Source organism: Fructobacillus evanidus, from assembly GCF_963580165.1.
GTDB classification, from domain to species: domain Bacteria; phylum Bacillota; class Bacilli; order Lactobacillales; family Lactobacillaceae; genus Fructobacillus; species Fructobacillus evanidus.
In genome coordinates, this window is record NZ_CAUZLM010000004.1 from 70,746 (window position 1) to 94,031 (window position 23,286).

Below are 23,286 nucleotides of genomic sequence, written 5' to 3' on the forward strand. Positions count from 1 at the left end.
CTTCCTCTTTATTTTAGAATTCGTTATAAATGAAGTGGCCCCCAGTGATACCGGAATAGCCGTACAGATAAATCAAGGCTAAAATGATTAAAAAATAAGCCAGGGTTCTGACAATAAATGTCACCCAGGGCTTGCTTAGAAAACGCTTGAACATCGCTTGACGCCCCCAAAATTGTTCGGTTAGTGTTATAATTATTGGCATATTACCAGTGATATCTAGTAAAACACTTTTACTATTATAGCACAATACCTTTTCTTGTAATACCACCCCAAATTGGGGGGGCAGTCTGGAGGCATCGTTATATGTTTGCAAAGATCCTAGCAAAGATTCAACAATGGGATCGAGCTTGGGTAGGTCTTTCACCTATCAAAAATCTTTTTTCTTCCTTTAAACACGTATTACCTTTGGTAATTATCGATGTTTATTGGCGTTTGATTACTCGATTATTCTTAGACCCTGGCGCATTATTCGCCACGATTTTTCATTATAAAATTCACTTTTTTAATAATCCACAGATTTCCCAGGGAATCAGCAATGTCTTAGACTATCTGGTCGTCGCTTTCACAATCGCGCTTTGGACCAAAAAGTATTTAACGGAAAAGCTTTCCGACAAGCGCGATCCAATCTTGCCAGTCACCGTCAACTTTGGACTGGTCTTAGTTCAGACCTTCTCGACTGTTTCCAACCAAGGTCAATTAACCATTCACCTCGGGCTATGCCTACTCGTGGCCTATCTGATTAACCTCACTTATTTGGGGTTAACCAAGATTACAAAAGATCGATTGCAAGACATGGGCTTCACTTATCTGAGTTGGGCGGCCATCGTCTCGGTCATTGTCGTGACAGCCACCTCATTCATGCCCAATATCGTGACCCAAGGAACCTACACCACCTTCTTCTCGTCTGATTTTTTCGCTCATTTCTATTCATTGGCGCTAGTAGCTGTATTGGCGCCCGTCCTGCTCGTCTTAGGAATCAGCATTCCCTTGGACTTATCAACTAGCGCAACCGATTTAGCCCAGGTGAACACAAACCTCAATGCCGTTTACCAATCAGTGATGGCCACCCTCCCACAGCCACAAAACCCTTATTCTGTTTTGACCGCTTCGGCCATGATTGGTGGCGTTGGGGCAACCTTGGGATTGGCACTTATCCTTATTTTTGCTAAAAGTAAACAGAACCGTCGCCTTGGCTTTTGGTCATTACTCCCAGCCTTGTTTGACAGCAATCGTATTTTAGCCTACGGCGTCCCTCTTTACTTCCGGCCACTAACATTGGTACCAATGATTTTAAGCTCCCTCTTTGGTTCACTTTCAGCCAGTGTGGCCATTAAACTTGATTTCGTCCGGCCGACTGTCTTTAGTGCCCCCAGTGGTACACCCCACTTATTGCTTGGCTTTATGGCCAGTCAAACGCCCTGGCGGTCATTAGTCTTAGCCATCTTTGTCCTAATTGGTTCAATCTTGATTTATTGGCCATTTGTAAAGGACATGGTTAAAAAGGAGGCTAAGCATGGCTAAAAGTACAAAATTCATGCTGTTCTTAACGGTATTGTTGACCGTTGTCATCGCCCTCTTTGGTCGTGTCTGGATGCTCTCCGAGCACCAAAATGACCGGGCCATTCAAAAATCGCGGATGGAACCCGTTATCTTTGTCCCCGGTTCGAGTGCGACTGTCAGACGGTTTGACGACCTCTTTGCTACCATTAATTCAGAAGACCGTGATAAGGGCACCCACTCTGTTTTGAAGGTCCAGGTCAATTACGATGGTAGCCTCACTTATTCCGGCCACGTTGATGGTTCTAACCGGCGACCCTTTATTGTTGTTGGCTTTGAACGTAACCAGGATGATTATCCAACCATTCAAGCCGATTCTGAGTCCCTCTCAAAGGTCATGACCGACCTGCAATCCCGCTACCATTTCCGGAATTTCTCGGCCGTCGGTCATTCAAACGGTGGACTGATTTGGACCGATTATTTGGAAAACTATTATAGTTCAACCAACTTCCATATTCGGACGTTAATGACTCTAGGGACACCCTTCAACTTCTCAGAAACATCAACAACACGACAGACAACTATGCTTTCGGATATGATTGATGGCGCAAGTAGCCTACCAAGCGACTTGGTTGTCTACTCGGTTGCCGGTTCTGAGGATTACACGGATGATGGGACGGTCCCTGTTCAATCCGTTCTTTCTGGTAAGTACATTTTCCAAAAGAATGTTGCTAAATATACCCAAACGACTGTTTCAGGTGATAATGCTGGCCATTCAAAGTTGCCGGAAAACCCTGAAGTCATTAACCTCATTCGTGAACTTGTCTTACAGAATCCAAATGATGGGTCCAAACTAACACCAAAAAACGCCAAGAGTATTAGCGACGGCTTTAGCCGCTAATCGCTCATCAACTATTTTGCTTCATGAAATCGGAGGTCTCGTGATGGCTTTGCTAAAAAATAAAATCGGGCTGGCCACCATTAGCTTACTGGCCCTCTTCTTCCTAGGATTTCACTTTCAAACAGCTCAGGCAGAAGACCCAAACAAAATTGAACCCAGCTCGAACTTTGTTGTGACTGATAATGCCAATGTGCTCTCAGAGCAAACCAAGCAGGTCATCTTAAAGCAAGAGCAAACGTTTAAGAAAACCAAAGAACAGCCCCAAGTGGCGGTTCTAACCGTCAACAATACCGATGGCCAATCAATCCGCGACTTTACCAATGATTTAACTATGCGCTCGGTCTGGCACGCTGGTAAAAAGGGGCAAGACAATGGTGTCATTATTGTCTTTGCTAAGAACAACGGCCAAAATAACGTGCGTGTCGTGACCGGAACCGGCGTTGAATCCGTTTTGCCCGATGGTAAAATTTATCAGCTCCTGCAGGCTAACCAACAAGAGTTGAAATCTTCGGATCCGGCAGCCATCGATCGAGGGATTCGCAACCTCTTTTTACAAGTTGAAAAAACACTGCCAGCGACACCAACAAGTGGTAAGCAAAGTACCTCAACAACCAGTGCGGTGGTTGCTTTTGGCTTAGTCGCTATCCTGGCCCTCGTTATTTTCTTAGTTTGGTCTAAAATGCGTCGCTTTCAGGGTGGCAACACGTCTTATTATCGCGGTGGTACTGGCAATACAAGCTACTTCAATCAATCACCAAACGGCCCACACCGCGGGCACAGTTCAGGTCTAAATTGGTTCTTGGGAGGATTGTTGCTTTCAAACCTCTTCTCCGACCAAAGACGCCATTATGACGATGACCACTACGATGATTTCGGTGGTGGCTTTGGTGGCGGATCCGATTTTGATGGATCTGACTTTGGCGGTTCGGACTTCGGTGGTGGGTCTGATTCCGGCGGCGGTGGCGACTTTGGCGGCGGCGGATCTGATTTTTAAAAATCAGCTGCTCTTGTTTCAAAGTCTATTCCCCGCTACAATATTTCTAATAGCGTCAAGCTAAACAACGATAAAGGATACGAATCATGACAATCATTAATGAACAGACGCCCTTTTACAAGAAACGCGGTTGGCAAATTACGGCGGTCATCGCCCTTGTCTTCATCATTCTCATTGGTGGCTTTATTTCTTCTGCCAACGGCCTGTCCCGCAAGGAACAGGATGTTGACGCCGCCACTGGTGGCATCCAAACTGCGTTGCAAAACCGCGCCGATTTAATTCCAAATCTGGTCAATGCTGTGAAGGGAGCCCAGGGACAAGAATCTGCCATTTACGGTAAGATTGCTGATGCCAGAACCCAGTACAATCAAGCAAAGCAAAGCTATGCGAATGCCAATGATCAAGACCAAAAGACAACGGCCATGCAAAATCAGGACAAGGCTTTCAATCTGATGGTGTCGACGATTAACGAAAACTATCCAGATCTGAAGTCTTCTGACCAAATCCAAACTCTGATGGTGCAACTAGAAGGTGTCAACAACCGTGTGACTTACGAACGTAAGGTTTATAACAAGGCTGTCCAAGAATACAATAACAAAGTTGTGTCATTCCCTAGTTCTTTGGTGGCATCTATGACAAATCATCATAAGTTCAACTACTTCACCGCAGACAGTTCTGCCCAACAGAATCCAACTGTGAACTTCAGCAAATAAGATTAATTAAAATTGAAGAAGACAGCAGAAAGCCCCAACCAGTAATGGTTGGGGCTATTTTGTCTCTCATAAAGAATACTATTATTATACAAGAACTTCGATAATCGAACAATCTTTTTGGCCATTTCTTTTATTTCATTTTCTTACATCTTTGTAAGTCAGTTTTTTTAACAGGAGAATTGTTCTAATCTAATTTTAATGATAGACTAATAAATAAATCATTTGTCGCCACAAGTTGGCACTGGGAGGTATAAATGTCGATTAGCTCTGCTCTTGAAAAAACGCTTACCAACACTTCGATTATCGCTGCGATTATTGAAACCCTAGGAACCATTCTCTTAGGATTTTGGCTGCGCAAGCGGCAAACCCTTAGTCAGGATGCCGTCAAAACTTTGACGAGCATTACGATGACTGTGGCCCTCCCGCTCTTAGCTTTTACGGCCTTTCTAACCCCATTAAATCATCAAACCCTCGTCCAAAGTATGGACGTGCTGATTTGGGGCTTGATTATTTATGTCATTTTGATTGTCACGATGCCCTTTTTATACGGTCGCTATGATAAAGATCAACGCGACGTTTTGGGTGTGTTAACAGCTTTTGGATCAACAACCTTTTTCGGGATGCCAATCGCCGGTGCCGTTTATGGTGCAAAAGGGATTATGTATGCCTCTGTTTTCAACATCGGCTATCGTGTCTTCTTATATTCTTACGCCTACATCAAAATGTCTGGCGAACAGCTACGCGGTGAGCATATTAAAAAAATGCTTGTTAATCCGATTGTCATTGCCACCTTTCTTGGTCTGATCCTCTGGATTAGTCAAAACTGGATGCCACAAATCAGCGTCCACAGTGCTGGTCAAACCAGCCAGGTGGCCTTCTACCGCCTCGATGTGACGGTTCCTTGGCTCTTTGCCTGGATGAAACTATTAGCCGGTCTCGCTTCGCCACTAGCCTGGTTAGCCATTGGGGCTAACTTGGCTCAGATGCCCTTTACGGATGCCATTAAAAACCATACCGCTTGGTACTACTCCTTCAATAAGGTCATCATCGTCCCAATCATCATGGCTGCCATCGCCCTCTTGGCAAATGCTCTCCATGTCTTACCCGTAGACCAAGTGGCCATGGCGACAATGGTCATTATGATGGCGACGCCCGTTGCCACCGTGGCGGTCAACTACGCCATGGCTTTCAACCATCAAAGTTTGTTAGCAGCCAACACCTCGCTGATTTCAACGATTTCAGCCACCGTGGTCTTACCACTTTGGATTATTATCGTGCAACTTTTGGGTGAATTGCCCGTCTTTAAATAGCACATCGATATAGGTGAACAATCATAGTCGGTCACCGAACGAATTTGCTTTGGCCATTGCCCCTACCAGAGGATTGCAAGACCTGACCAGCAATAACCAGGCTGATTTTTCTAATTAAAATAAAAACAACAGGTTGGCCAGATTGTCTCTTTTTCAATCGACCATTAGTCGGTATAATGGTCATTATTGAGGAGTTGAAAGGAGCCAAATCATGGCCATTGTTGGATTACTCGTCGTTGCCTTTGCTTTATTAATTATCTTATTTGCGGCCGCTCACGGCTGGAAGCTGTTCCGTCAGGGAGATGCCAGCATGCTCCCGCTACTTGGAATTGCTGCCTTTCTTTTTCTAATCGGGCTCGTCTTTATTATTTATAACCTGATGACCCTTCATTAATTTAGGAAAATCAGATTCGAACTCGCTACGACCATCATACCTACTAAAAACGATAGTCACTGACCATTTGTCAGCGACTATCGTTTTTTAAAAGGCAATCATATACGCAAGAAAGGCTTCAACAACCAAAAGCAAAAAGGTAATTAAGCGGTAGTAAGAAAGGATGCCAACGTATTCTCGAATCAAGGCCGTTGGCAAAAAATACAAGGAAGTTGGAGCGCCAATTCCCTGGGCGGAAAAGCCAATTCGCTTGGAATAAAGACTGGCCCGCATAACATGGTAATTACTGGTAGAAAAAAGAATCTGTGGCTGGCCAGTGTGGCCTGATTTTTGCCAGTCTGTCAAAATCTTTTCCTTTGAAAACATAAAGTTCTCAAAGGTATTGCGCGACTGGTCCTCTAAGATAATATCTTCCACCGGCACACCAACTTCAAGCAGGTACGTTCTCATAGCATCGGCTTCAGATGTGCTTTCGTCAGATCCTCGTCCGCCGGAAACCACAAACTTTGGGCGTTTTCCTTCTGCGGCCTGACGATAATAGGTCAAGGCTCGATCCACCCGACTCTGGAGCAACGGCGTGACCCGACCATTATGGATATAGCTACCAAGGACAATGATGTAATCAGCCTTTTTCGTGGCCGGCAATACTTGGTACAAAAGCGAATAACCAAGATAGCTGAGAAAAAGCAAGAAGAATGTGTTGTAGACGAGCAGGCCAAGCACATAACAGAAGAACAGCCAGCGACCATGGACTTCCCCAGTTAAAAAGAGTAGATAAAAATCAATACCCATCGTCACCGCCAAGAACAGGGCTAATTTAGCCGTAAAACTCTTTCCTTCCTTGTGAGAGATAATATTAGTGTTCCGTACCAACCAAAAAATAGCGAAGGCAATCACCACAATTGGCAACAAGATAACTAGAACATTCATCACTGGTATCTGCTTGTCTAAGACATAACCGGCCAGTTTCAAATAAAGCGCCATCACCGTCAGCAGTAATGAAAAAATCAATAAACTCCCAAAGATAAAGTTCCGCTTATCAATCACAACCGCCGCAATGGCAACGACCACAAGTGCTAATAATAAATAAATTAATGGTGTCAGCATCAGCATTCCAGCCACCCTCTTTACGGTTTTGTTTCAATTATAACAGAAATTAACGATAAAATAGAAAAAGCACCCGGAAAGCAGAATCCGGGTGCTTGGAGAGAAGAATAAATTAAGCAGAAATGTATTTTTAAACGTAAGTTAACTTTAAGCGTAAGTTACTTGAGGACAACTTGCCAGTTAGCTGGCACTTCTAGAGTGTGAACTTCCTTGACCAAGTTATCTTCTTTATTTTGTTTGAACAACCACTTGTAAGTATCGTTCTTATAAACCCACTTTGTCGTTGTTGTCTTGACTTGGGCAGTTTGCACATCAGCCTTCCTGTAAGTAGCTGATTGCTTAACTGTTTTAACAATGTCACTCGTATCAGGAGCAAAGTGAGCAGATGCTTCCTTGTCCGTTGCTTGATCCTTATAAACCAGTACGTAGTCATCAGTACCAATCTTCTTTGCAGCAGCCATACCGATTGGCATTTGAGCTGGTGCAGCGGAATAAACTTGCTTTGTAGCCACAGTCGTTTCCTTCTTCATCCCGTAATGAGAATCCATGTTAGCAGATAACAAGCCAATTGAAGCAATCATTGCTAACGTAAAGATTGTGCCGAAAATGGCCTTCAAAGCTTTGGATGAAATCAGGAACCAACTAGCAGCAGCTAAGGCAACAAAAATCGGAATAATTACCAAAATCATGATTAAGCTTCCTCCTTGTCTTGCTTAACAAAGAATGCCAAGATGAAGCCAAGAACAGCAAAACCAAGACTGATCAAAAAGGCAATCTTGAAACCATCCAAAGATGCATCCAACATCTTGCTTGCGTAACGCAATGGTTCTGTAACCTTCAAATGGTTACTTGGTGTGTTGTTGTTGATGACGTTTTGAACAACTGATGTCAACAAGGCAACCACAACAGAGTTGGCAACCTGACGCAAAGTGTTGTTAGCGGCAGTACCGTGAGACGTCTTTTCATCAGGCAAAGCGGCCATAGCCTTGGTTGTCATTGGCATCATGGCCATGGCAATTCCGGCCATTCGAACACCGTACAAGACACTAATAATAATTGTTGGTGTTTCAGGAGTTAAGAACAAGAATGGGAAAGTTCCCAAACCAAGGATGGCAAAACCAACCATTCCTAAGACCTTTGCACCAACCTTGTTATACAAGGCACCAGAGATGGCACTGAAGACACCCATTAACAAAGCTCCCCAGAGCAAAGTCAAACCTGAATCAAAGGCTGACAAACCACGCACGTTTTGCAAGTACGTTGGCAACATCATTTCGACACCGAACATGGCCATCATAGCCAAGATTCCAACAACAGTCGGAATCGTAAAGTTCTTGTTCAAGAAGACCTTGACGTCCAAGAAGGGGTTCGACAAGTTCCACTGACGCCAAACGAAGATTACTAAGAGCAAAACGCCGGCGAATATTGGCACAAGCACGTTTGGCACATTGCCCCAACCGTGTGAACCAACGTTGGTGAAGCCCCACAAGAAGAGACCAAAACCAACTGTTGAGAGAATCAATGACAAGAAATCCAACTTAACCTTCTTAGTTGGAATGACATTCTTCATCAAGAATGGTGTCAAGACCAAAGCAATTCCAGTGATAACCAAAGGAATCAAGAAAGTAGAGCGCCAGCTATCAGACAAAGTGAAGCCCAAAATTGTATGGTCTTGCTTCAAAATCCAACCTGACAAGGTTGGACCAATGGCTGGGACCATTCCAATAACCAATCCCATCGCACCCATGGCTGCGCCTCGTTCTTCGGGGGCATACATGTTCAAGATGACGATTTGCATCATTGGCATCATGATTCCAAAGGCCATGGCTGAAATAATCCGGCCAACAATGAAAATCCACCAAGAACCACTATTTTCGGGTGTTGACATTGTGACCAGGACACCGATAAAGAGTAATCCATAGGCAATAATGTGTAAAATCTTGGTTGGAATTCGGTTAGCTAAGTAAGCTGACAATGGTACCATCATCCCGTTAAAGAGAAGGAACCATGTCGTTGCTTGTTGGGCTGTTGACAAGTTAATGTCGAAAGCCTTCATTAGGGAAGGAATGGCCGTCCCCAATGATGTCTGCATCAATGCACCGGCTGCCATGGCAATCATCATGACCACAACAACAAGTGTTCGATTGTAAGTTCGAGTATTTGTTTGAACTGCTTCCATCGTTATTTCCTTTCGTGGTACAATGTGTACCAGTTACTTTATGGAACATAGTGTAACAGTTAAATTTAACTGAGTCAACCTGTTTCACTAAATTCATTTATTTGCTATACTATTCTTAGAAATAAAGGAATTTAATCACAAAACGACACTTGTCGTGGAGGAACCTAGATGAAATTTGGCCAACAAGAAAACATCCGAGTAAAGCAACAAATTGTTGATGGCTTTTTTGAGCAATTAAAGGAACAACCCTTTTCAGAAATTCGCGTTGCTCAGCTAATCAAATCAGCTGATGTCGCGCGCGTGAGCTATTACCGCAACTTTGATAGCATTGAAGATATTTTGACCTTTTACTTAACGTGTTTGGTTACTGAACACCATGAAGAAGAAAGACAAAAGCCAATTCCCCATAACCGTACCCGGGAAACCATGAAAATACGCCTCACCAGTTCTTTTATCGCATTTAAAAGCCAGGAGGAGCGCTTTATGCTGCTCATCGACCGGGGGCTTTCCAGCCATATTTATGAATTTTTTGTCAACTTTGGCGAAATTATCAAGGCTATACATCCTGAAAAAAAGCATGGCTTTAATTACAAGCACATCTTTGTTTTCGGTGCTTCCTTTCACGTGATGATGGCCTGGTTACAAAATGGAGCTAAGGAAAGCCCTGAAGAAATGGCTGATTTTTTGGTCAATACGATGCCAGATAGTTTTTTTGACAAAGAGCAACCCGTAAAAGAATAGACCAATGCTTTTTCTTTCAGAAGCCAAACTTATTAAAAGTTTTGGCTTCTTTTTTGCGTCTTTCATCCAAAAATAGCCGACAAAAAAGCACCCGGAAAGCAGGACCCGAGTGCTGATAGAGATGTATTCGAAGAAATATTGTGAAGAATAATGCTAATTTAATGAGAATAACTTATTTTAAAGTAACTTGCCAATTTTCAGGTACTTGAAGAGTATGGCGAACTTTGACCAAGTTATCTTCCTTGTGTTGCTTGAAGAGCCACTCATTAAAGTCGTTCTTGTAAACCCACTTCGTCGTGACCGTCTTAACCTGAGCAGACGTCACATTCGCCTTTTCATAAGTGGCTGATTGCTTAACAGTTTTCACAATGTCGCTCTTATCGGGAGCAAAGTGAACACTGGCTTGTTGGTCACTGGCGTGATTTTTATAAACCAAAACATAATTATCAGCACCAATTTTCTTGGCTGCGACCATGCCAACTGGCACTTGTGCAGGAGCAGCTGAATAAACTTCCGTCGTTGTTGTGACTGTCTTCTTTTCCATGCCAAGGTGATCGTGCATGTTCAGAGTCAAGACAATTGTCAAAGCTAAGACTCCCAACCACAAGATGCCACCGACGATATTGCGAACAGCAGCATTCTTAATCACAAAAATGACAGCACTGGCAAGGATTGCTAATAGCATAATAATCCAAAGAATCATTTATTTGACTCCTTTCCGCTCTTCAAGAAAATCAGTAAGAAGATACCAATAACAGCAAAGATAAAGCTCAAGATGAAGGCGATTTGGAAACCATCCATCGAAGCGTTCAGAGCCTTACTTGCATACAAAATTGGGTCAGTCGTCTTCAAAGAACTACTTGGCAAGTGGTTACTTGTCACATTTTGCACGACAGAAGTCATCAATGCAACTACCACAGAACTAGCAACCTGGCGAACTGTATTATTTGCAGCCGTTCCGTGTGACCCCATTGAATCGGGCAACGCACTCATTGCAGCCGTTGTCAGTGGCATCATTGTTAAAGCAACACCGGCCATTCGCATTGTATACAGGACAGTAATTAATAGTGTTGGCGTCTCTGGTGTCAAATAGATATAAGGCAGTGTTCCCAACGCCAACATGGAAAAGCCAACAAATGATAAACGTTTTGTACCAACCTTGTTATACAAGATACCAGCAATTGGGCTAATAAGGCCCAAGCACAAAGCTCCCCACATCAACGTCAAGCCTGAATCAAATGGATTTAAGCCACGTACATTTTGCAGATACGTTGGCAACATCATTTCAACACCATACATCGCCATCGTCAGCAAAATAATTTGTGCTGAGGCAATTGTAAATTCCTTGTTCATAAAAACTCGAATGTCCAAGAATGGCTTGTCGAGCTTGAGTTGCCGCCATCCAAAAAGAATGACAACAATAATACCAGCTGAAATTGGCAAAATGACCTGACTCCAGTCACCCCAACCCTGAGTACTTACATTGGTGAAGCCCCACAAGAAGAGACCAAAGCCAACCGTTGACAAGACAACTGAGAAATAATCCATCTTGATTTTTGATGTTTGGATGAAATTCTTTACGAAAATAGGTGTTAAAATCGTTGCAATGGCAATAATAATAAATGGAATCACAAAGATTGATTGCCAATGATCAGACAAAGTTATGCCAAGAATCGTATGATTTTCCTTCAAAATCCAACCAGTTAACGTGGGGCCGATAGCCGGCCCCATTCCTACAACCAGCCCCATCATACCCATGGCTGTGCCCCGTTCCTCTGGCGCATACATGTTGATAATGACGATTTGGAGCAATGGCATAATGACACCAACACCAAGTGCAGTGACGATTCGTCCGGCCACAAATATCCACCAAGAATTACTATTTTCAGGTGTTAGCATGCTGATGGCAATTCCAATCAACAATGCAAAAGAAGCAAATAGTTGCAAATATTTTGTTGGTACTCGGTTAGCCAAATAGGCTGAAAGAGGCACCATAATTCCGTTTGTTAGCAAGAACCAAGTGGTTGCTTGTTGCGCTGTTGAGATACTAATGTCAAAGGCCTTCATCAGACTTGGCAAAGCCGTTCCCAATGAAGTTTGCATCAGTGATCCAGAAATTGCAGCAAGCATCATAATGGTAAACGCTAATGTTCGATTGTAGCCCTTTCCGTTTTGTGTTACAGACATTTTCTTTTTCCTTTCGACGATTTTTAACCCGTCCCTTTATGAGACATAGTGTATCATCAACTTCAAAATGAGTCAATATGTCTCATAATTTTTCATTTATTTGCTATAATGATTTTATATATGCTACGTTACATGGAGAAAATTATGCATCAACCACCAGAAGACAGTCATTTAAAAAACCAAATTGTAGATGGCTTTTTTATCGAACTCAGCGAACATCCCTTCTCAGAAATCCGCGTTGCCCAATTAATTAAATCAGCCGGTGTTGCTCGTGCCAGCTATTATCGCAATTTTGAGAATATTGAAGATATTTTAAACTACTACTTAGACCGCTTACTTGTAAAACACCGCTCGCATTCAGACAAAATTGCCAATGCCCGCTCTTGGACAAAACTGAGTATCAAAGATCAACTGCTCGACCTGTTCACCGTTTTTGGTGCTGAACAGAAACGGTTTAAGCTCTTGATTCAGGGTGAATTATCCAGCCACATTTACGAATTTTTCCAAGCAGTATCAGAAGAAAGAAGTACTGAGCGACCAGCTAATTGGCTAACCGGTTATCCGCGAGACGTCATTTCTGGTGCCGTCTTCCAGGTGATTATGTCCTGGCTACAAAAAGGTGCCCAAGAAAGTCCAGAAGAAATGGCTAATTTTTTAATTGAATACCTGCCCGAAAAATTATTTGAACAATAAAAAGATCAGAAGCCCTCGAGGCTCCTGATCTTTTTTCATTTCTATTTTCGCCTCGACACAGCACTTTCAAATCAGTTCTTGCTGGTTGGCCGTTAAAAAATCCATAAAATACTGACTGGCAATTGGCAAGGCTTCTTTCTCCCGATAAGCAATCGCCACCGGGCGCTTAACCTTGGGCTCAACTGATTTTGCCAGCACGTTAAAGTTGGTCCGACTAGCCACTAGCTCCGATAATATGCTAATACCCAAGCCGGCCTCGACCATGGCCATAATCGTGTAATCATCTTGAATGCGATAGCGGACATTTGGGGTTAGACCAGCCTTGCGAAAGGCCTCGAGTGGTTCGCTATAGCCCCCACCTTCGACCAAAATAAAGGGTTCTGCTGTCAAAGACGCAATCGGTACTTGGTCTAATTTTGCTAGTGGGTGATCCACCGGCAAAAAGGCCTTCATCTCGGTGGTGTGAATGATTTGCTTTGCCAGGCCATCCCCATAATCAGCCGTCATGAGACCAAAATCAACGGTCCCATCCTGAATCCAATTCACAATGGTCCCGTAATCGCCTTGGTGCAAAATAAATTCGATTGCCGGGTAGCGTTCTTGAAACCGTTTGAAGAGGTCTGGCAGCCAGTAACAACTAACACTCGTAATCGCACCGATTCGGACAGTCCCTGTTTCAAGGCCCCGAATGGCCCCCGCCGTTTCTTGCAAGATTTGGTATTGGCGCAATGACCGTTCGATATAGGGATACAATTTTTCGCCTTCCGGGGTCAGTTGAACCCCCTGACGCGAACGCTTTAACAATTGAATGCCAAATTCCCTTTCAAGGCCGGCCACCATCTGACTCACTGAAGACTGCGTGTAGCCCAGCGCCTGCGCGGCCTTGGTAAAGCTATTCATCTGGAGAATCTTTTCTAAAACTAGTAAATGGTTCATCAATCGTTTTTCCTAATACAACTATGTAATTTATTAATTGTACTTATCATATCATTTCTTCTATAGTAAGGGAGCTAGAAAGAAACATTTGAGGTATCAATATGAACATTTTCAAAAAAGAGTCAGTCGCTAATTTTCTAAGCGCTGATGCTCGTCTTCAAAAGACATTAACTGCCAAGGACTTAATTGCCCTTGGAATCGGTGCCGTGATCGGTACCGGTATTTTCATCCTACCCGGTCACGAGGCTGCCAGCCATGCTGGTCCGGCTGTCGCAATTGCCTTTTTAATTGCTGCCCTCGTCTCTGGATTGGTCGGCATGGCCTACGCGGAGTTTTCTTCCGCTATGCCGATTGCCGGTTCAGCCTACTCCTTTGGATCCGTTATCTACGGGGAATTTGTTGGCTGGATTTTAGGATGGTCGCTGATTTTAGAGTATTTTTTGGCGGTTTCAGCTGAAGCAACCGGCTTTGCGGCCTACTTTAACCACAACATTTTAGCGAGCTTTGGCCTTAACCTGCCGAAAGCCCTGCAAGCTAGCCCAATGGAGGGTGGCCTGATTAACTTCACTGCCGTCGTGATTGTCTTAATCATCGCCGGCATCCTCATAATGGGAACCGAATTATCAAAGAAAGTTGAAAACTTTGCCGTCATTGTCAAAGTAGCCATTATCATCCTCTTTATTATCGTTGGCTTCTTTTATGTTAAGACCAGCAACTACGTGCCTTTTTATCCAAAAGAATTCCACAGCGTACCCTTTGGGATGGGTGGTATCTTCACAGCAGCAGCAACGGTTTTCTTCGCCTTTATTGGCTTTGATGCCCTGGCTTCCAATTCCGCCGAAACCATCAACCCCGGCAAAAACGTCATTAAGGGGATTTTGGGAACCGTTATTATTGCCGTGATCCTTTACGTGGCCTTTTCCCTTGTTTTGACCGGTATCGTCAACTACAAAGATTTAAACGTCGATGATCCTGCTGCTTATGCGCTGCAGGTGATTCATTTGACTGCTTGGAATAAGCTTATTACGATTGGCGCACTCTTCGGGATTTTTACAGCGATGGTCACGATGTTTATTGGTGGCTCTCGCCTCGTTTATGCCCTTGGGCGCGATGGCCTTTTGCCGCAAAAATTAGGTCAGGTAAGCCAAAAGCATGCCGTACCAACCAATGCCGTCTTAATTGCGACTGTCGTCCAGGCCATTTTTGCCGGGCTCGTACCACTGACCCAATTGGCTTCACTAATTAACGCCGGAACTTTGATTGCCTTTACCTTTATTTCCTTTGGTATTTTGAAGCTCCGTCGTCGATCAGACATTCAAAATACCGGTTTCAAGATGCCTTGGTACCCCTTCCTGCCAATTTTGGCCGGCCTTTGCAGTATTTTCTTTATCATCATGCTGCCAAATATCACCAAGATTTCCGTTGGCATTTGGCTCTTGATTGGCGTTGCTGTCTATTTCACCTACAGTATCCGTCATTCCAAATTACAAAATCAGTAACAGAAAAGGATTTGCGCCCATCATCAACGCAAATCCTTTTTTAATTTAATCAATTGTTGCCGCACACTTTTCAATGTACGCTTGTCGATCTTCTTGTGTCACACCTGAATCCATGTGACCCAAAACATAAGCTTTGTTCAATTTAATTCCTGTGTAAGCAAAAATTCCTAACTTGTAACGGCTGACGACGTTACCAAACATCTTGTAGTACCAGCCCCCAAAATTAGAACTCGTAAAGACGTCCGCCTTCTTACCCGTCAAATGCTTAACGATTTTACCGTTACGACGGTTATAAGCAAAGCCTGGCGTGAAGACGCGGTCAATCATCCCCTTCAAAACGGATGGTTCTGCCGACCACCAAACGGGGAAGAAAAATGAAATTCGGTCCGCCCAGGCAATCTTTTCTTGGACTGCCTTCGGGAAGCTTTCATCTGCCATATGTTGGCGATAGCCATAGCGTAAGACACTGTCAAAATCAGCAGTTGCTAGGTCCACAATTTGGACCTCATGGCCCTTTTCTTTTGCCACCGCTGCGAAATTCATCGCATTGGCGTGAGTGAATGATTCTTGGTCAGGGTGACCCTGAATAATCAGCATTTTCATGGTGTTTTTCCTTTTCGGTTGGGATACCCACTCGGGTATTCGTTATTGCGCCATATAACTCGTATTATACCATCTTTTCAGCAAGTGATTTTTATTAAATACAATCATCACGGTCGCTTCCTTACTGATTTTTAAAAGAATTTTGGACTGTACGGACACATCTTGACAATTTTTGGTCAAAAGTCCATACTTCTTTACAAGAATACCGGAGGCGTAAAAAATGACTCAAACATGGTTTCTCAACCACTTGACTACTCTTGTTAGTGGCCGTCTGATGACCAATGCAAAACGGCCATCTGCTGTACCTGTTTCTGCTATTTCCAAGACAAAAACGCCTGCAAACTGCCTTTTGATGGTGTTTGCTGCCGTGTTCCCATTTCCTTTTATTCAGCTTAATCAAGGCCAAACTGTGGGCTTTTGCTATCGGTGTTAGAGACTGTCAATTTTTTGATGGTCTTTTTATTTTTTCATTTATCCAACAGTGGATTTAAATCCGTTGGATATTTTAATATTCACTTGATGCTCACTTAATCTTGATATAGCGCTTTAGGCCTACACTATTTTTATTCGAACGAAGGAGGTCCTCGCTTTTGCGATCAAAAAGGATACACAAACTTGATTGGTACCTTGTCGGCATTTTGATCCTCAGCGCCATTTTATATGGCTGGGGTATCTGGGATGCGGGCAGTGCCAACAGTTTCTACACTGCAGCCATCACTTCCATGACAAAGTCATGGTCAAATTTCTGGTACGGGGCATTTGACCCAGCCGGTTTCATCACGGTGGATAAGCCACCTGTAGCGCTTTGGTTCATGGCCATTTCCGCTAAGATCTTCGGCGTTCACGGTTGGTCCGTTGTCCTCCCAAGTGTCTTGGCTGGAATTGCCTCCGTTTACCTGATGTACCGTCTCTTAGAGCCAAAGTTTGGTGTCTGGGCTGGACGAACAGCCGCATTATTCATGACGTTGACGCCCACTGTTGTTGCCAACAGCCGGACAAACAACATGGATGCCATCTTAGTACTTTTCCTTCTGTTAGCGGTCTTCACATTGCAAAAGGCTGTTAACAAGAGGAATGTCTGGTTAGTCATGTTGAGCTTTGCTCTGATTGGTGTTTCCTTTAACATCAAGATGCTCCAAGCCTTCATGATTTTGCCAGCCATGTTCGCCTACTACATTGTCGCCATCAAGATTCCTTGGAAAAAGAAGATTGGCTGGTTGGGACTCGCCCTCGTTTCCCTTTCCGTCTTCACCTTGGCCTACCCAATGGCAGTTGATTCAGCAAGCAAGAGTTCGCGTCCTTATATTGGTAGTTCCCAGACGAACTCCTTAATGGAATTAGCCTTTGGCTACAACGGGACCCAGCGTTTACTTGGGCAATCAACTGGTACTGGTGGTACCTTCTCTGGTATGGGCACAAAGAAGACTTCGAAGTCTTCAAAATCAGCAACTGGAACGAACCAAATGGGTCAGGCTCCGACTACAGGAACTGGTACAACTGGTCAGACCACTAATGGTCAAAATCAAACTGGTACGCAAACCGGCCAGACAACAAACGGTACTGCACCAACTGGCCAAGCACCAACAGGTACTAACGGCCAAAATCAAACGCCACCAACAGGAAAAACTGGCCAAGCTCCTACCGGCATGAACGGCAAAAAGCCAACCGGTAAGATGGGCAAGATGACTGGTCAGCCTGGTGGCAAGACTGGTAAGCGTGGCGGTATGGGTGGCGCTGGAAGTGCCTTTGCCATCGGTTCTATCGGACCATTCCGTCTCTTCCAATCAGACCTTGGTTCTCAAATCGGTTGGTACCTCCCATTAGCCTTCCTTGGCCTTATCGCTGGTTGGCTTGGCTTCCGCAAGCGCGGTAGCAAGTGGTACCACGTTTCAAGTGAACAAGAAGAAGTTCTCCTCTGGGCCGGCTGGTTCGTCCCTGTTTACGGCTTCTTCTCAGTCGCTTCATTCTTCCACCCTTACTACACCATCATGTTGGCCCCAGCCATTGCAGCCTTGACGGCTATCGGTGTCGCGGCCGTTGCCAAGATGATGAAGGTCGATGTCAACAGTGAAGATGAAACCGTTGACAAGACGCAACCATTCGTTGCTCGTATTATGCTTAGTGTCGCCGTGATTGCCACGCTACTCCTACAAGCTTATTACGTTTCTTCTTATTACCCAGTGATTACCGGTATCTTGATTGTCCTGGCCGTTGGCCTTGGTGTCTGGTGGCTCTTCCCACAAAAGACAGCAATCAAAGCCAAGATTATTGCCACAGCTGTTTCAGTCTTGGCAATGGGTGCCTTCTGGTCAGCCACACCAACCATCACCCATACTTCAGCAGCTATTCCAGCTGCCGGTCCATCCCTCTTCAGTCGTGGTGGTACCGATATGGGTGGCACTGTGAACAAGAAGCTCTTAGCCTATACTGAAAAGCACCAAGGTTCCGCTAAGTACCTCTTTGCCACAACCGATTCAAACTCCGCTTCTGGTTACATTATCAAATCAGGAAAGGCTGTCATGGCCCTTGGTGGTTATAATGGTACCGATCCAACGATGACCTTTAAGCAATTTAAGCAACTCGTCAAGGATGGTAAGTTGAAGTACTTCGTCCTTGGTTCCCGTAGCAAGAGTTCCGATGGTCAAATCAAAAAGATTCTGGCCTGGGTAAAGGAAAAGGGTACAGTTGTTAATTATGACTCAAGTTCAAAGTCAACAACGACAGCTGCTAGCCAAACAGCAGCAGGAACCACTGCAACAACGACAACTACTGGTACAACTGCCGGTGGCATGACTACTGGTGGTATGACAGGTGGCCCAACAGGAATGGGTGGCTCTTCAAGCTCTACTCTGTATGATTTGTCCTCAATTTATTAAGACGAAAGGAGTCCAATTATGTTGACACGTTCAAAGATCCCACGGTTAGGATTAATCCTACCAGCTTATAACGAAGAAGAAGTTCTTCCAACCACGCTGAACGTCCTTCAAGGGATTAAAGCAAGTTTGGTTGAGCAGATGCTCGTCAGCGAAGACAGCTTTATTATGATTGTTGATGACGGTTCAGCTGATAAGACCTGGTCCATTATCCAACAGCAAGAACGACAAAATGCCGATATTATCGGCGTCAAGTTGTCCAAAAACTTTGGCCACCAACCAGCCCTCTTGGCCGGTATGACCGAAAGCAGCAAGCTGGCGGATATCATGATTACCCTTGATGCCGACATGCAGGACAATCCAGACGTCATTAAACAAATGGTCGAAAAGTACCTAGAAGGCAATGAAGTTGTCTATGCTGTTCGCTCCAGCCGTCAAACTGATACCTGGTTCAAGCGTAATTCTGCTTTAGCCTTCTATAAGCTGGCTGGTTGGTTAGGGGTCAAAATGGTCCCCAACCACGCTGATTTCCGCTTAATGAGTAAGGTTGCCGTGAAAGCCCTCCTCAAAATGCCCGAGCGCAACGTCTTTCTCAGAGCAATGGTTCCCTTGGTTGGTTTCCAATCCGCTAAGGTCTACTACGAGCGTGGTGAACGTCAGGCCGGTGAGTCCAAGTACCCACTGAAAAAGATGCTCTCCTTTGCCATCGATGGGATTACCAGTTTCAGTATCCAACCGATTCGCTTGCTCCTCCACCTCGGAATCCTCGTCCTCGGCATCGCCGGTGTCGAAATTGCCTACACGGTTTTTGAAAAAATTGTCGGTAATCCAACGGCTGGCTGGTCATCATTGATGATTTCCATCTGGTTGCTCGGTGGTTTGAACCTGATTGCTTTGGGTGTTGTCGGCACCTACATCGGTAAAATCTTTACCGAAGTCAAGCACCGCCCACTCTTCCAGATTGAGCGTGAGGACGGCTACCCGGTGGCAGAAGATCAACTTACAAAAGTGAGTCCAATGTCCCAATCAGAAGAGGCACAAGACTATGAAACTGATTACCAGGTTGTTCACCAAGTGATTAGTCGCTAAGATTGGTTCATCTGGGTGCTGCTTAATTAATAAGCCAAAAGAAAATGAAATTGTCAAATATTTTTAACGATTAAAAGACAATTCAATATATAGTACTGAGCCCCAAAATTTGGTTAAAATTTTGGGGCTTTTTATTTATCTTTAGTAGTTATCGATTAGGCCGAAGTACTTGGTGGCTATCATCTTAGCTCAATTTTTCAGTGGCATAATTAACTATTCCAGAATAAATATTTGCTACTAAATATTAAACCCATTCAAATTTTTCTTCATAGCCACACGGTTCACAAAATGGCCCTTTCTTTGTTATCCTAATTAATGATAGTTACACCGACAAGTACAAAGTTATTATTAGAAAAAATAAAGTTATTCATTGTTTAAGGATATATCCATGCATCATTCAAAGAAGAAATTGCCTAGCGGTAAAACCCCATTTATTTTAGCGTTTCTCCTATTTGCCCTTTATGCCTATACCAAAAATATTGTTTTCTTTTTGGGAACCATTATTTTTCTATTGTTGATTCGTATTCCTCAATATTTCTATACCATCAAGCGTTTTTATCTCTCTTTTATGCTTGAAGTTCGTCACAAAGAAAAATATCGTGATGCCCTATCTCGGCCACATATAGCATCTCGGTGGATAAATTATTTCTCGCTTTTAATCTTAATCATTCTGTTTGTTTTAAGTAAGTCTTGGTACTTTTTAATCCTTTTGCTTATCCCAGCAATCGATCAAATTCGCCTTATCATTAATCAACAAAAATTACGATAAGCATTGCTACACCTCCTTTTTTCGCTTCATCAAAATTTAGCCACTTTTAATATTAAAAGCAGATGTTTTAGGATCTTTTAGTTATAAAATTAAAAAAAGTGTTGACAAATGAGAAAAACGTCCGTAAACTCTAATAAAAAGTTGATGTTGAAGAGATAAGTAAACTTTAGCGGCAAATGATAGAGAGCTGACATTTGGTGAAAGTCGGTTTTGCTTAGAAGTTGAAAATGGTCTTGGAGTCGTGTAACGTGGTGAGTTTTGTCAAAATCAGCCGCGTTCGGGTGCGCCCGTTACCGCGTTAGAGTATCTCATTTTTTGACGTACTTGTTGAGTGACTAGCAGCAATGCTAGCCAGAATCCGGGTGGTAACACGATTGAATCGTCCCGTAGTCTTGTATGACTACGGGACTTTTTTATTGTCCTGTATTGAAAACAGCAACGAATACTAAGAAGTCCCGTTTTATCAAAGGAGAAAAAACAAATGGCAGAAGTTGAAAGTTTTACATTAGATCACACAGCAGTTAAGGCCCCTTACGTCCGTTTGATTGCCACCGAGCGCGGCAACCAAGGCGACACGATTTCTAATTTTGATTTACGTTTGGTCCAGCCAAACGTAAATGCTATCCCAACGGCTGGCCTGCATACGATTGAACACCTCCTCGCTGGTCTTTTGCGCGACCGCTTAGCCGGTGTCATCGACTGTTCCCCATTTGGTTGCCGGACTGGTTTCCACTTGATTACCTGGGGAGAACCATCAACGGAGGACGTCGCCATCGCCCTCAAGGAGTCCCTAGCAGAAATCAGAGATACGATCGAATGGCAAGACGTTCAGGGCACGGACAAGTTTAGCTGTGGTAACTACAAGGACCACTCCCTCTTCTCAGCCAAAGAGTGGTCCGCTGAAATCTTGGACCAAGGGATTAGCTCCGACCCAGATGTTCGCCAAGTTGTCTAAGAAGCTGATTAGAGGTCAGCCCACAAAACCGCTGACACCAAAAAATCAGCCCCATCTCAGCTAGCAAATTCGGATGGCCCCCAGTGGCCAGTCAGGAGGACAAGATGAGTCAAAAAATTGCCATTATCACGGGCGCCGGACGCGGTATCGGTGCTGCCATTGCCAAGCGACTAGCACAGGAAAACTTTAAGGTTGCGGTTGCCGACATTAACCAGCAAACAGCCGAAAAAACGGCGGCCGAAATCAATCAAGAACAGGCGGATAGCGCTAAGGCTTATGTTTTAGATGTCGCCCAGCGTGACCAAGTTTTCGCCCTCGTTCATGAAGTCGTTCAAGACCTGGGTGAGAATGATGTTTTCGTTAATAATGCCGGCGTCGCCTATATCGAAACGATTGTCGACAGCGACCCAAAGGAAGTCGAACGGCTCTTCGACGTCAACCTCAAGGGCACCTACTGGGGCATCCAAGCTGCAGCCAGCCAATTCCAACTTCAGGGGCACGGGGGCAAGATTATCAATGCCGCTTCCCTGGCGGCCGTTGAAGGGTCAGCCCTGCAAGGTGCCTACTCAGCATCGAAGTTTGCGATTCGCGGACTCGGTCAATCAGCAGCCAAAGAGTTAGCCAAAGATAACATCACGGTTAACGCCTATGATCCCGGCATCGTCATTACCCCCTTACGTGATTACATCGACACCAAAACAGCCAGTATCAAAGGAACCACGCCCACAGAGCAACGGCAAAGCGTGGTTGATGAAATTGCCTTGGGGCGGGCAGCCACACCGGAAGATGTGGCCAATATCGTCTCCTTCCTGGCATCCGACCAGGCCAATTACATCACCGGGCAATCAATTTTGATTGATGGCGGCATGCGCTACCACTGATTTCATTGAAAAATCAGTTCGTTGAACCCAACAAGGAGTGAATAAATGTCTAGAAAATCAAAGTTTATCACCAGTTTCGGCATCTTAATCTTGGCTTTACTGGCCGCCTTTTCTTTCTTCCACGCTTCCCCCCAAGATAAAAGCAGTAAGAATATTACTGTTGGTGCAGTTGGATCCGATGCCAAGGCCTGGCAATACATCGCCAAGTCTGATGCAGCCAAGAAAACCAAGTTAAAAATCACCGTCAAAACTTTTACCGATGGCGTTTCCCTCAACCAAGCCACCGCCGATGGCACCATTGATGTCAACGCCTTCCAATCCTATGCCTACTATGTCGCTTATAACCAGACACATAAGTCAAGTAAGCTGGCGGTCCTCGGCAATACCTATTTGGAACCAATGGGCATTTACTCCGGCCAATATCACAAGTTAAGTGAGTTGCCAGATGGCGCCACCATCGCCATTCCAAACGACCCCGCCAACACATCACGGGCTCTCAAGTTGTTGGCCAGCGTCAATCTGATTACTTTGAAATCAGGATTCGGTAGCCTATCCGGTACGAACGAAATCAAGGACAACCCACACAACTTCAAGTTTAAGGAGATTGATTCCAAAACCGGTCCACGAGTTGAAAAGGATAGCAATATTGATGCCGTTTTGATTGGTAACACAACGGCCCTGGAGGCTGGCCTCAATGTTTTGAAGGACTCGCTTGCTCACGAAAAGATTGACCAAACCACCAAGGACAACATCAACATCCTGGCCACCGCCAACAAGAACAAGGACAATAGTGACTACAAGAAATTAGTAACGCTCTACCATGACAAGGACGTCCAAGCCTACATTAAGAAGGCCTTCGACGGTACCAAGGTCGAGGTTAACAAGCCCGTGAGCTATCTAACGAACTAAGGCTTCATCATCAATAAAAGCAGGTTGCAAACCCAAATTGGATTTGCAACCTGCTT

General features: G+C 44.4%; 24 protein-coding genes and 1 other annotated feature. Of the genes, 16 read left to right on the forward strand and 8 right to left on the reverse strand.

What is annotated here, in order from left to right; all coding sequences use genetic code 11:
* Nucleotides 1–13: 13 nt before the first annotated feature.
* The gene (locus AABI08_RS03915; protein WP_421823501.1) at nucleotides 14–202 is read right to left on the reverse strand and encodes a teichoic acid D-Ala incorporation-associated protein DltX; all 189 of its coding nucleotides are present in this window, start codon (nucleotides 200–202) and stop codon (nucleotides 14–16) included.
* 101 nt (nucleotides 203–303) lie between these two features.
* Here AABI08_RS03915 and AABI08_RS03920 point away from each other — a divergent pair, with 101 nt between their 5' ends.
* The 6 genes from AABI08_RS03920 (at nucleotide 304) to AABI08_RS03945 (ending at nucleotide 5,809) form a co-directional block, all read left to right on the forward strand.
* Nucleotides 304–1,521, forward strand: a complete 1,218-nt coding sequence (locus AABI08_RS03920) for a PTS transporter subunit EIIC (RefSeq protein ID WP_338343583.1) — start codon at nucleotides 304–306, stop codon at nucleotides 1,519–1,521.
* The gene (locus AABI08_RS03925) at nucleotides 1,514–2,398 is read left to right on the forward strand and encodes an alpha/beta hydrolase (RefSeq protein WP_338343584.1); all 885 of its coding nucleotides are present in this window, start codon (nucleotides 1,514–1,516) and stop codon (nucleotides 2,396–2,398) included. The genes AABI08_RS03920 and AABI08_RS03925 overlap by 8 nt, the downstream gene beginning before the upstream one ends.
* 43 nt (nucleotides 2,399–2,441) lie before the next feature.
* Nucleotides 2,442–3,392, forward strand: a complete 951-nt coding sequence (locus AABI08_RS03930; protein ID WP_338343585.1) for a TPM domain-containing protein — start codon at nucleotides 2,442–2,444, stop codon at nucleotides 3,390–3,392.
* 86 nt (nucleotides 3,393–3,478) lie between these two features.
* Entirely contained in the window at nucleotides 3,479–4,105 is a 627-nt protein-coding gene (locus tag AABI08_RS03935) for a LemA family protein (RefSeq protein WP_338343586.1), read from the forward strand.
* Nucleotides 4,106–4,359: 254 nt separating this feature from the next.
* Nucleotides 4,360–5,415: an AEC family transporter gene (locus AABI08_RS03940; protein WP_338343587.1), complete on the forward strand. Its 1,056-nt coding sequence runs from the start codon at nucleotides 4,360–4,362 to the stop codon at nucleotides 5,413–5,415.
* A 211-nt stretch (nucleotides 5,416–5,626) separates the two neighbouring features.
* Nucleotides 5,627–5,809, forward strand: a complete 183-nt coding sequence (locus AABI08_RS03945) for a hypothetical protein (protein WP_338343588.1) — start codon at nucleotides 5,627–5,629, stop codon at nucleotides 5,807–5,809.
* A gap of 87 nt (nucleotides 5,810–5,896) precedes the next feature.
* Here AABI08_RS03945 and AABI08_RS03950 read toward each other — a convergent pair whose 3' ends face one another.
* The 3 genes from AABI08_RS03950 to AABI08_RS03960 form a co-directional block, all read right to left on the reverse strand.
* On the reverse strand, nucleotides 5,897–6,922 hold the full coding sequence (locus AABI08_RS03950) for a YdcF family protein (protein ID WP_338343589.1): 1,026 nt from the start codon (nucleotides 6,920–6,922) through the stop codon (nucleotides 5,897–5,899).
* Between the two features lie 152 nt (nucleotides 6,923–7,074).
* Nucleotides 7,075–7,605, reverse strand: a complete 531-nt coding sequence (locus tag AABI08_RS03955) for a DUF4811 domain-containing protein (RefSeq protein ID WP_338343590.1) — start codon at nucleotides 7,603–7,605, stop codon at nucleotides 7,075–7,077.
* 2 nt (nucleotides 7,606–7,607) lie between these two features.
* Nucleotides 7,608–9,095, reverse strand: a complete 1,488-nt coding sequence (locus tag AABI08_RS03960) for an MDR family MFS transporter (RefSeq protein ID WP_338343591.1) — start codon at nucleotides 9,093–9,095, stop codon at nucleotides 7,608–7,610.
* Between the two features lie 168 nt (nucleotides 9,096–9,263).
* Here AABI08_RS03960 and AABI08_RS03965 point away from each other — a divergent pair, with 168 nt between their 5' ends.
* On the forward strand, nucleotides 9,264–9,836 hold the full coding sequence (locus AABI08_RS03965; protein ID WP_338343592.1) for a TetR/AcrR family transcriptional regulator: 573 nt from the start codon (nucleotides 9,264–9,266) through the stop codon (nucleotides 9,834–9,836).
* A gap of 172 nt (nucleotides 9,837–10,008) precedes the next feature.
* Here the strand turns inward: AABI08_RS03965 and AABI08_RS03970 are convergent, their stop codons facing one another.
* Entirely contained in the window at nucleotides 10,009–10,539 is a 531-nt protein-coding gene (locus AABI08_RS03970) for a DUF4811 domain-containing protein (RefSeq protein WP_338343593.1), read from the reverse strand.
* Nucleotides 10,536–12,023 carry an MDR family MFS transporter gene (locus AABI08_RS03975; RefSeq protein WP_338343594.1) on the reverse strand — a complete coding sequence of 496 codons (1,488 nt, stop codon included), beginning with the start codon at nucleotides 12,021–12,023 and terminating at the stop codon, nucleotides 10,536–10,538. The genes AABI08_RS03970 and AABI08_RS03975 overlap by 4 nt, the downstream gene beginning before the upstream one ends.
* A 144-nt stretch (nucleotides 12,024–12,167) precedes the next feature.
* On the opposite strand from AABI08_RS03975, the gene AABI08_RS03980 reads away from it, so the two are divergent.
* On the forward strand, nucleotides 12,168–12,716 hold the full coding sequence (locus AABI08_RS03980) for a TetR/AcrR family transcriptional regulator (RefSeq protein ID WP_338343595.1): 549 nt from the start codon (nucleotides 12,168–12,170) through the stop codon (nucleotides 12,714–12,716).
* Nucleotides 12,717–12,782: 66 nt separating this feature from the next.
* Here AABI08_RS03980 and AABI08_RS03985 read toward each other — a convergent pair whose 3' ends face one another.
* Nucleotides 12,783–13,652 (reverse strand): LysR family transcriptional regulator, encoded by an 870-nt coding sequence (locus AABI08_RS03985; RefSeq protein WP_338343596.1) that lies wholly within the window; start codon nucleotides 13,650–13,652, stop codon nucleotides 12,783–12,785.
* A 101-nt stretch (nucleotides 13,653–13,753) separates the two neighbouring features.
* On the opposite strand from AABI08_RS03985, the gene AABI08_RS03990 reads away from it, so the two are divergent.
* Nucleotides 13,754–15,151, forward strand: a complete 1,398-nt coding sequence (locus AABI08_RS03990; protein WP_338343597.1) for an APC family permease — start codon at nucleotides 13,754–13,756, stop codon at nucleotides 15,149–15,151.
* A 45-nt stretch (nucleotides 15,152–15,196) separates the two neighbouring features.
* On the opposite strand, the gene AABI08_RS03995 is transcribed toward AABI08_RS03990, so the two are convergent.
* On the reverse strand, nucleotides 15,197–15,754 hold the full coding sequence (locus tag AABI08_RS03995; RefSeq protein ID WP_338343598.1) for an NAD(P)H-dependent oxidoreductase: 558 nt from the start codon (nucleotides 15,752–15,754) through the stop codon (nucleotides 15,197–15,199).
* Between the two features lie 220 nt (nucleotides 15,755–15,974).
* Here AABI08_RS03995 and AABI08_RS04000 point away from each other — a divergent pair, with 220 nt between their 5' ends.
* The 7 genes from AABI08_RS04000 to AABI08_RS04030 all read left to right on the forward strand — a co-directional run bounded on the left by AABI08_RS04000 (nucleotide 15,975) and on the right by AABI08_RS04030 (nucleotide 23,230).
* Nucleotides 15,975–16,187 (forward strand): hypothetical protein, encoded by a 213-nt coding sequence (locus tag AABI08_RS04000; RefSeq protein WP_338343599.1) that lies wholly within the window; start codon nucleotides 15,975–15,977, stop codon nucleotides 16,185–16,187.
* Between the two features lie 157 nt (nucleotides 16,188–16,344).
* Entirely contained in the window at nucleotides 16,345–18,630 is a 2,286-nt protein-coding gene (locus tag AABI08_RS04005) for a glycosyltransferase family 39 protein (RefSeq protein WP_338343600.1), read from the forward strand.
* An 18-nt stretch (nucleotides 18,631–18,648) separates the two neighbouring features.
* The gene (locus tag AABI08_RS04010; protein WP_338343601.1) at nucleotides 18,649–19,716 is read left to right on the forward strand and encodes a glycosyltransferase family 2 protein; all 1,068 of its coding nucleotides are present in this window, start codon (nucleotides 18,649–18,651) and stop codon (nucleotides 19,714–19,716) included.
* A gap of 388 nt (nucleotides 19,717–20,104) precedes the next feature.
* Nucleotides 20,105–20,485, forward strand: coding sequence for a hypothetical protein (locus AABI08_RS04015; RefSeq protein WP_338343602.1), 381 nt, complete (start codon nucleotides 20,105–20,107; stop codon nucleotides 20,483–20,485).
* 138 nt (nucleotides 20,486–20,623) lie between these two features.
* Nucleotides 20,624–20,875: a binding site (T-box leader), on the forward strand.
* Between the two features lie 91 nt (nucleotides 20,876–20,966).
* Complete coding sequence (locus AABI08_RS04020) at nucleotides 20,967–21,440, forward strand: S-ribosylhomocysteine lyase (RefSeq protein ID WP_338343603.1); 474 nt, start codon at nucleotides 20,967–20,969, stop codon at nucleotides 21,438–21,440.
* Between the two features lie 104 nt (nucleotides 21,441–21,544).
* Complete coding sequence (locus tag AABI08_RS04025; protein ID WP_338344337.1) at nucleotides 21,545–22,321, forward strand: acetoin reductase; 777 nt, start codon at nucleotides 21,545–21,547, stop codon at nucleotides 22,319–22,321.
* A 45-nt stretch (nucleotides 22,322–22,366) separates the two neighbouring features.
* Complete coding sequence (locus AABI08_RS04030) at nucleotides 22,367–23,230, forward strand: MetQ/NlpA family ABC transporter substrate-binding protein (RefSeq protein ID WP_338344339.1); 864 nt, start codon at nucleotides 22,367–22,369, stop codon at nucleotides 23,228–23,230.
* Nucleotides 23,231–23,286 lie beyond the last annotated feature (56 nt).

Bases quoted from the DNA above. Each gene is read 5' to 3' on its own strand.
- AABI08_RS03915 (WP_421823501.1), bottom strand. From the start codon at position 202: ATGCCAATAATTATAACACTAACCGAACAATTTTGGGGGCGTCAAGCG.
- AABI08_RS03920 (WP_338343583.1), top strand. From the start codon at position 304: ATGTTTGCAAAGATCCTAGCAAAGATTCAACAATGGGATCGAGCTTGG.
- AABI08_RS03925 (WP_338343584.1), top strand. From the start codon at position 1,514: ATGGCTAAAAGTACAAAATTCATGCTGTTCTTAACGGTATTGTTGACC.
- AABI08_RS03930 (WP_338343585.1), top strand. From the start codon at position 2,442: ATGGCTTTGCTAAAAAATAAAATCGGGCTGGCCACCATTAGCTTACTG.
- AABI08_RS03935 (WP_338343586.1), top strand. From the start codon at position 3,479: ATGACAATCATTAATGAACAGACGCCCTTTTACAAGAAACGCGGTTGG.
- AABI08_RS03940 (WP_338343587.1), top strand. From the start codon at position 4,360: ATGTCGATTAGCTCTGCTCTTGAAAAAACGCTTACCAACACTTCGATT.
- AABI08_RS03945 (WP_338343588.1), top strand. From the start codon at position 5,627: ATGGCCATTGTTGGATTACTCGTCGTTGCCTTTGCTTTATTAATTATC.
- AABI08_RS03950 (WP_338343589.1), bottom strand. From the start codon at position 6,922: ATGCTGATGCTGACACCATTAATTTATTTATTATTAGCACTTGTGGTC.
- AABI08_RS03955 (WP_338343590.1), bottom strand. From the start codon at position 7,605: ATGATTTTGGTAATTATTCCGATTTTTGTTGCCTTAGCTGCTGCTAGT.
- AABI08_RS03960 (WP_338343591.1), bottom strand. From the start codon at position 9,095: ATGGAAGCAGTTCAAACAAATACTCGAACTTACAATCGAACACTTGTT.
- AABI08_RS03965 (WP_338343592.1), top strand. From the start codon at position 9,264: ATGAAATTTGGCCAACAAGAAAACATCCGAGTAAAGCAACAAATTGTT.
- AABI08_RS03970 (WP_338343593.1), bottom strand. From the start codon at position 10,539: ATGATTCTTTGGATTATTATGCTATTAGCAATCCTTGCCAGTGCTGTC.
- AABI08_RS03975 (WP_338343594.1), bottom strand. From the start codon at position 12,023: ATGTCTGTAACACAAAACGGAAAGGGCTACAATCGAACATTAGCGTTT.
- AABI08_RS03980 (WP_338343595.1), top strand. From the start codon at position 12,168: ATGCATCAACCACCAGAAGACAGTCATTTAAAAAACCAAATTGTAGAT.
- AABI08_RS03985 (WP_338343596.1), bottom strand. From the start codon at position 13,652: ATGAACCATTTACTAGTTTTAGAAAAGATTCTCCAGATGAATAGCTTT.
- AABI08_RS03990 (WP_338343597.1), top strand. From the start codon at position 13,754: ATGAACATTTTCAAAAAAGAGTCAGTCGCTAATTTTCTAAGCGCTGAT.
- AABI08_RS03995 (WP_338343598.1), bottom strand. From the start codon at position 15,754: ATGAAAATGCTGATTATTCAGGGTCACCCTGACCAAGAATCATTCACT.
- AABI08_RS04000 (WP_338343599.1), top strand. From the start codon at position 15,975: ATGACTCAAACATGGTTTCTCAACCACTTGACTACTCTTGTTAGTGGC.
- AABI08_RS04010 (WP_338343601.1), top strand. From the start codon at position 18,649: ATGTTGACACGTTCAAAGATCCCACGGTTAGGATTAATCCTACCAGCT.
- AABI08_RS04015 (WP_338343602.1), top strand. From the start codon at position 20,105: ATGCATCATTCAAAGAAGAAATTGCCTAGCGGTAAAACCCCATTTATT.
- AABI08_RS04020 (WP_338343603.1), top strand. From the start codon at position 20,967: ATGGCAGAAGTTGAAAGTTTTACATTAGATCACACAGCAGTTAAGGCC.
- AABI08_RS04025 (WP_338344337.1), top strand. From the start codon at position 21,545: ATGAGTCAAAAAATTGCCATTATCACGGGCGCCGGACGCGGTATCGGT.
- AABI08_RS04030 (WP_338344339.1), top strand. From the start codon at position 22,367: ATGTCTAGAAAATCAAAGTTTATCACCAGTTTCGGCATCTTAATCTTG.